Origin of the sequence: Bacillus hominis, assembly GCF_018332515.1 — a bacterium.
In the GTDB taxonomy this organism is placed as follows: Bacteria; Bacillota; Bacilli; order Bacillales; family Bacillaceae_G; genus Bacillus_A; species Bacillus_A hominis.
Genome location: NZ_BOQD01000122.1, coordinates 21,423 through 28,147, shown reverse-complemented (window position 1 = coordinate 28,147; position 6,725 = coordinate 21,423). Strand labels below are relative to the sequence as shown.

The window sequence follows — 6,725 nt, the reverse complement described above, 5'->3', positions numbered from 1 at the left end:
TGCCGATAATGGATAACAATCAAATGCCAAATATGATGCCGATAACGGATAGCAATCAACCGCCAAATATGATGCCATATCAAATGCCGTATCAACAGCCAATGATGCCGCAATATCCGCAGTATCAGCAACAAAATCCATACAATCAAATGCCGTATCAACAAATGGCACCGCAATATACTTCTATGCCAAATCCAAATATGATGCCAATGGATAATAATATGCCACCACTCGTACAAGGGGAAGAAGATTGTGGATGCGGAGGAGAGAGTAGGTTATATAGTCCGCAACCGGGTGGACCACAATACGCCAATCCTTTATATTATCAACCGACTCAGCCAGCATATGCACCGCAGCCAGGAACGATGTATTATCAGCCGGACCCACCAAATGTATTTGGTGAACCAGTTTCAGAAGAAGAGGATGAAGAGGAAGTTTAAAAAAGGTGGGGTTATTCCCACCTTTTTTGTATTCATGATAGTCAGGAATATGATGAATTTACATTAAGTGTTAGAAAATTCCTAGTGAAATATTAACAGTGTAAAAACCCTCTCTGTTACTCATCATAAGAGGGAGCTTTTCGAAAGAGAAGTTCATTCTAACAAGGGGGGTTTTTGTATTGAATACGAAAGTAAAAGTTATTGCTGCTTCTTTGTTAGTTACCAGTGCATTAGCTGCATGTGGTACACCAAAAGATAATAATGCGATGGATGGACGTAACTATAATTACGAGCGTACATCTTATAATGACACACACCGATATAATGATAATGTAACGCGTAACGATCGTTCTACAGATTATGTAACATATAAAAATGGTCGTAACGATACAGGATATAATTATTATCGTGATGTGAACTATAACGGGCAAATTGCGAATCCGTATCCAACTCGTAATATTACGATGAATAATTCATACACTAACAATGATGGTAAAACTGCAGAAAAAATTACGAATCGTGTGAAGGGTATGAATAACGTAGACCGCGTGTCTACAGTTGTATATGGAAACGATGTAGCGATTGCGGTAAAACCACGTAATCCAGCGACAAATGAAACAGCGATGGCGAACGAAATTCGTCAAGCTGTTGCGAATGAAGTTGGAAATAGAAACGTATATGTTTCTGTAAGAAATGACATGTTTACTCGTGTCGATGCAATGAGTACACGTCTACGTAACGGTACAGTTACAAACGATTTTAATCGTGACATAACAAATATGTTCCGAGATATTCGTTACGGTCTGACTGGTACAGTACGATAACAAATCAAAGAGGAAGGGCTAGCCCTTCCTCTTTATTTATCATCATCTTGTAAACGACGTTTTTTTATGAAATAACTAATGGAATAAGAAGTCAAAAAGCATATGAAGAAAATACTACCTGTTAGAATGGCTTCAAACAGAGGTCTTTCTGGACTGAAAATGATATAAATAATAGCTATGATAATTCCAACAATAAGAGAGCGTAAGACAAGTTTGTAATAAGGAGTTAACTTTATTTCCTTTTCATTTTCTTCTACATCTATTGAAACATTTAACTGTAAATAAGCAAGTAAAATACTCGTAAGCATAAATAATAGCCACAATGGAGAGTTCGTAATTTGATCCATTCCTTCAGTGAATCCGATATAGCCTAAAATTCCAATTACGCCAATGTATTGGAAAATAAAGACAATACGTATGTTTTTTAATGTTTGAAGTATGAGGCGCTCATCTTTAATTTTTTTCAAAGCATTCATCGCCTGTTTATATTTATAAAATTAATCGTAGCATATATGTTACATTAATCAATTTATAATTTACATAAATTTCAATTGGGTGAAAGAGGAAGAAAAATATATTTAAAAACATGTTGCGCTTCTATCTTATTAATGTTATATTAGCAAAGCGATGAGCTAATTTACGTAAGTCGAGAGATATGCTTAAGTGCTAAACACGCGAATGTGGTCGCCTGGTCTCTCGCCGTAAACGCATCAAGACGCCTGCTTTGCAGGCGTCTTTCATTTTATATAAAAGTAAATGATATATGCAGATGAGGATTAACCCTTATCTGCATTTTTTATTTTTTTTAGAAATTTAATGCTATTGTTTATATGGATAAAACCCCCATTTCCGGAAAAACTACAAATGAAAGTATGATTTTGCCTAGAAGAGGTGAACGGAAATGAAATGGATACTAATTGCAGTGCAAGCTTTCGTTATGATGTTTTGCTTAGCTTATGGATCCGATGTGAGGGCAGAAATAACAGAAAAAGTACCTGAAGTTACAATTTTATTAGAGCGCATGTATGTTGATGGAGAAGTAAGTGAAGAAATATTTACAGAAAAAGTAGCGGATTTAGAAAAGTTTTTGCAGCAATATAAAGAATGGCAACTTGTTGATCGTGATGACGTGCAAATCGTATTACAAAAGAAAGTTGATGATATTTCTCCTTTACTGAAAACGAGCGGTTATTTTGGTGTTTCAGAGGAAGGGATATTGCAAATTTTCAAAGGGGTACCGAAAAGTGATAACGCGATCCATTCCTTCTTTCAAATTGATATGAAAAAGCTTGAAAGTTATGAGCGTGCGGAATTGAAACGTGGTATTCGCATAAAATCAAAAGAAGGTTTTGTAAAGACAATCGAAAAAATGAAGCAGTATGCAGTGCAAAATAAGAAAAAAAGCAGCTCAGGGTGAGCTGCTTTTTTCTTATTTATTTTTAGCTAAAATTTCTTTTGCGATTTCATCAATTAGCATATCTTTTCCGATTGGGTTGAATGCTTTCGTATTGAATGCTTCGTTCGATACTTCATATACGTGATTATTTTTTACTGCTTTATTATCTTTCCAAACAGCACTGTTTTTATAGTCTTCGTACACTTTATCAGCTTCTCCGCCGAAGTTTACAATAAACATTTGATCAGGCTGGAATGCAACAAGACCTTCTAGTGATACTTGTGCCATCGTTTGTTTTAAATCTGTACCTTTTGTTGCTGGAAGCTTTAAATCGTTAAAGAGGATGTCACCATATCCGAAGCTACCGTATACACGGAAGTTTTGTGGTGTTACTGCAACGAACATAAAGTTCTCATCTTTTGTTTTTTCTTTAATTTTTTTAGATAAAGAGTCGGCTTTTTTATCGTAGTCTGCAATCCATTTGTCAGCTTTCTTCTCTTCATCAAATAGTTTACCTACTTCTTTAAACTTACCGCGCCAGTCTTCTAAATTTGTTTCTAGAACAACTGTCGGTGCTACTTTTTCTAGTTGATCGTAAATTTTCAATTGACGATTGTTTAAAATAATTAAGTCTGGTTTTAGAGCAGTAACAGCTTCTAAATCAACTTTAGGTGCCCAGTACCAACCTACTGCTTTTACTCCGTCTAGCTTTTCTGTTAAATGATTTTGGATTTTATCTTTATATGTGTTTGCTGTACCAACAGGTTTATGACCAAGAAGTAATAACTCTTCTGTTGATCCAGATAAGTCAACAATTCTCTTTGGATTTACTGGAATTGTAGCTTCCCCTTTAGCATGTTTTACAACTTTTGTTTTCGGTTGTTCTTTTGTTTTTGACTCTTCTTTTTGAGAAGAGCAGCCAACGATTGAAAGAACGACTAGCATGATAGTAAATAAAATAAATAATTTGCGTTTCATCCCTATGTAACCCCTTTAATTAATATTGATAATCATTATCGACTTCTGTATATTAAGGGGCTTTATACTTTCTGTCAATGGAAAATAACAGCAGTTTCAAATAGAGAACATTTGTTGGGGTAGTCTCGCTTTTCTATCATTAAATATGTTAAAATGGAATACATGATTTAAGAGGGAGAGATTGTATTTTGTTTGAATATGTTACAGGTTACGTGGAGTATGTTGGACCGGAATATGTCGTAATTGACCATAATGGAATTGGTTATCAAATTTTCACACCAAATCCGTATGTATTTCAAAGAAGTAAGCAAGAAATCCGTGTCTATACATATCATTATGTGAGAGAAGATATTATGGCACTTTACGGGTTTAAAACACGTGAAGAGCGTTTATTATTTACAAAATTGTTAGGTGTATCGGGGATTGGACCAAAAGGCGCTCTTGCAATTTTAGCTTCTGGTCAAACAGGACAGGTCGTGCAAGCGATTGAACATGAAGATGAGAAGTTTTTAGTGAAATTCCCAGGTGTCGGAAAGAAAACAGCGCGCCAAATGATTTTAGATTTAAAAGGAAAACTAGCAGATGTCGTGCCAGATGCGTTTGTTGACCTGTTCTCGGATGTCGAAAGTTTTGATCAGAAGAAAGGTTCATCAATTGAGCTTGATGAGGCACTTGAAGCACTAAGAGCACTTGGTTACGCAGAGAGAGAAGTTTCTCGCGTTGTACCAGAGTTATTAAAAGAATCACTAACGACGGATCAATATATTAAAAAGGCACTTAGTCTTTTACTAAATGGTAAGAGGTGAGTATAATGGACGAACGTCTCCTTTCAGGGGAATCTGGATACGAAGATGCGGATTTAGAGTATTCATTACGGCCACAGACGCTCCGTCAGTATATTGGCCAAGATAAAGCGAAACATAATTTAGAAGTGTTTATTGAAGCGGCGAAAATGCGTGAAGAAACGTTAGATCACGTACTTTTATATGGACCACCCGGACTTGGTAAAACGACGCTTGCGAATATTATTGCCAATGAAATGGGTGTTAACATTCGAACAACGTCAGGTCCCGCAATTGAAAGACCAGGAGATTTAGCGGCTGTATTAACAGCACTTCAGCCTGGGGATGTACTATTTATTGATGAAATTCATCGTTTGCATAGATCTATTGAAGAAGTGTTATACCCAGCGATGGAAGACTTTTGCCTTGATATCGTTATTGGGAAAGGGCCGTCAGCTCGCTCTGTACGTCTAGACTTACCTCCATTTACGCTAGTTGGGGCAACGACGCGTGCAGGTGCATTATCAGCACCACTTCGTGACCGTTTTGGTGTACTTTCACGATTAGAGTACTATACAGTAGATCAGCTTTCTGCGATTGTAGAACGTACAGCAGAAGTGTTTGAAGTTGAGATAGATTCGTTAGCTGCATTAGAAATTGCAAGACGTGCCCGTGGTACACCTCGTATTGCGAATCGTCTATTACGACGTGTACGTGACTTCGCACAAGTTCGCAGTGACGGAACGATTGCGATGGAAATTACACAAATGGCGTTAGAACTATTGCAAGTAGATAAATTAGGACTTGATCATATCGATCATAAATTACTGCTTGGTATTATTGAAAAGTTCCGCGGTGGTCCAGTTGGATTAGAAACTGTTTCAGCAACGATTGGGGAAGAATCGCATACGATTGAAGATGTGTATGAGCCGTATTTATTACAAATTGGCTTTTTACAAAGAACGCCAAGAGGCCGGATCGTAACACCGCTCGCATATGAGCATTTCGGAATGGAGATGCCAAAAGTATGACGGAGATGCCAAAGCTGCTTATTACAGCTGGTATTTTGCTCATTGTTGTTGGATTAGCTTGGAAGTTCATAGGAAGGCTTCCAGGCGATATTTTTGTGAAAAAAGGTAACGTTACCTTTTATTTTCCTATCATTACATGTATTGTGTTAAGTATTGCATTATCTTTTATTATGTATATAATAAATCGATTCAAATAAGAAATAGGTGGATACAATTATGGATATTAATCTGTTTGATTTTCATTTACCAGAAGAACTTATTGCACAAGTCCCGCTAGAGGAGCGTGAAACATCAAGATTAATGGTGTTAGACCGTGAAACAGGCGATATTGAGCATAAACATTTTACGGACATTCTTTCTTACTTACATGAGGGGGATTGCTTAGTTTTAAATGAAACGAAAGTTATGCCTGCTCGCTTGCACGGTGTGAAAGAAGATACAGGCGCGCACATTGAAGTGCTTCTTTTGAAACAAGAGGATGGCGATAAGTGGGAAACGCTTGTTAAGCCAGCGAAACGTGTAAAAGAAGGAACTGTAATTTCTTTTGGCGAAGGGAAATTAAAAGCGACTTGCACAGGAACTGCAGATCAAGGTGGGCGTCAGCTTGAATTTTCATATGACGGCATCTTCTATGAAATTTTAGATGAACTTGGGGAAATGCCACTTCCTCCATATATTAAAGAGACACTGGAAGATCGCGATCGCTATCAAACAGTATATGCGAAAGAAATCGGTTCAGCAGCAGCGCCGACAGCGGGACTTCACTTTACAGAAGAGTTACTTGAGAAGTTAAAGAAAAAAGGCGTTCAGTTAGCATTTATTACACTTCACGTAGGGCTTGGAACATTTAGACCAGTTTCTGCAGATACGATTGAAGAGCACCATATGCACGCGGAATATTACCATATGTCTGAAGAGACTGCTGTGTTATTAAACCGTGTGAAAGAGAATGGCGGACGTATTATTACTGTAGGTACGACATCAACTCGTACGTTGGAAACGATTGCGACAGATCATAGTGGTAAGCTTTGCGCAGCTTCTGGCTGGACAGATATTTTTATGTACCCAGGATATGAATTTAAAGCAATTGATGGTTTAATTACAAACTTCCATTTGCCGAAATCAACATTAATTATGCTTGTAAGTGCATTTTCAAATAGAGATAATGTACTTCATGCTTATAATGAAGCAGTAAAAGAAAAATATCGTTTCTTTAGCTTCGGTGACGCAATGTTCGTTGCATCTCACGCTAAAACGAGAAACAAATAAAAGGA

The 6,725-nt window shown here is 37.1% G+C and carries 8 protein-coding genes and 1 pseudogene; 7 read left to right on the top strand and 2 right to left on the bottom strand.

Features of this window, described 5'->3' with window-relative positions; genetic code table 11:
• Together KI356_RS13855 and KI356_RS13850 are read left to right on the top strand one after the other, a co-directional pair.
• A pseudogene (locus tag KI356_RS13855) lies at nucleotides 1-440 on the top strand (spore coat protein); the annotation flags it as partial.
• A gap of 179 nt (nucleotides 441-619) precedes the next feature.
• Nucleotides 620-1,264, top strand: a complete 645-nt coding sequence (locus KI356_RS13850; RefSeq protein ID WP_128280851.1) for a YhcN/YlaJ family sporulation lipoprotein — start codon at nucleotides 620-622, stop codon at nucleotides 1,262-1,264.
• Between the two features lie 32 nt (nucleotides 1,265-1,296).
• On the opposite strand, the gene KI356_RS13845 is transcribed toward KI356_RS13850, so the two are convergent.
• The gene (locus KI356_RS13845) at nucleotides 1,297-1,740 is read right to left on the bottom strand and encodes a branched-chain amino acid ABC transporter substrate-binding protein (protein WP_212935687.1); all 444 of its coding nucleotides are present in this window, start codon (nucleotides 1,738-1,740) and stop codon (nucleotides 1,297-1,299) included.
• Between the two features lie 425 nt (nucleotides 1,741-2,165).
• On the opposite strand from KI356_RS13845, the gene KI356_RS13840 reads away from it, so the two are divergent.
• Nucleotides 2,166-2,681, top strand: a complete 516-nt coding sequence (locus tag KI356_RS13840) for a BofC C-terminal domain-containing protein (protein ID WP_128280853.1) — start codon at nucleotides 2,166-2,168, stop codon at nucleotides 2,679-2,681.
• 12 nt (nucleotides 2,682-2,693) lie between these two features.
• Here the strand turns inward: KI356_RS13840 and KI356_RS13835 are convergent, their stop codons facing one another.
• Nucleotides 2,694-3,638, bottom strand: a complete 945-nt coding sequence (locus KI356_RS13835; RefSeq protein ID WP_128280854.1) for an iron-hydroxamate ABC transporter substrate-binding protein — start codon at nucleotides 3,636-3,638, stop codon at nucleotides 2,694-2,696.
• Between the two features lie 188 nt (nucleotides 3,639-3,826).
• On the opposite strand from KI356_RS13835, the gene ruvA reads away from it, so the two are divergent.
• Genes ruvA through queA form a run of 4 tightly spaced genes read left to right on the top strand, consistent with a single transcriptional unit; the run spans nucleotide 3,827 to nucleotide 6,720 of the window.
• Complete coding sequence (gene ruvA, locus KI356_RS13830; protein WP_212935686.1) at nucleotides 3,827-4,444, top strand: Holliday junction DNA helicase RuvA; 618 nt, start codon at nucleotides 3,827-3,829, stop codon at nucleotides 4,442-4,444.
• A gap of 5 nt (nucleotides 4,445-4,449) precedes the next feature.
• Nucleotides 4,450-5,451, top strand: coding sequence for a Holliday junction branch migration DNA helicase RuvB (gene ruvB / locus KI356_RS13825; RefSeq protein ID WP_000344470.1), 1,002 nt, complete (start codon nucleotides 4,450-4,452; stop codon nucleotides 5,449-5,451).
• Entirely contained in the window at nucleotides 5,448-5,648 is a 201-nt protein-coding gene (locus tag KI356_RS13820; protein ID WP_000138161.1) for a DUF2905 domain-containing protein, read from the top strand. Before ruvB ends, KI356_RS13820 begins: the two co-directional genes overlap by 4 nt.
• A gap of 19 nt (nucleotides 5,649-5,667) precedes the next feature.
• Nucleotides 5,668-6,720, top strand: coding sequence for a tRNA preQ1(34) S-adenosylmethionine ribosyltransferase-isomerase QueA (queA, locus tag KI356_RS13815; protein ID WP_212935685.1), 1,053 nt, complete (start codon nucleotides 5,668-5,670; stop codon nucleotides 6,718-6,720).
• Nucleotides 6,721-6,725 lie beyond the last annotated feature (5 nt).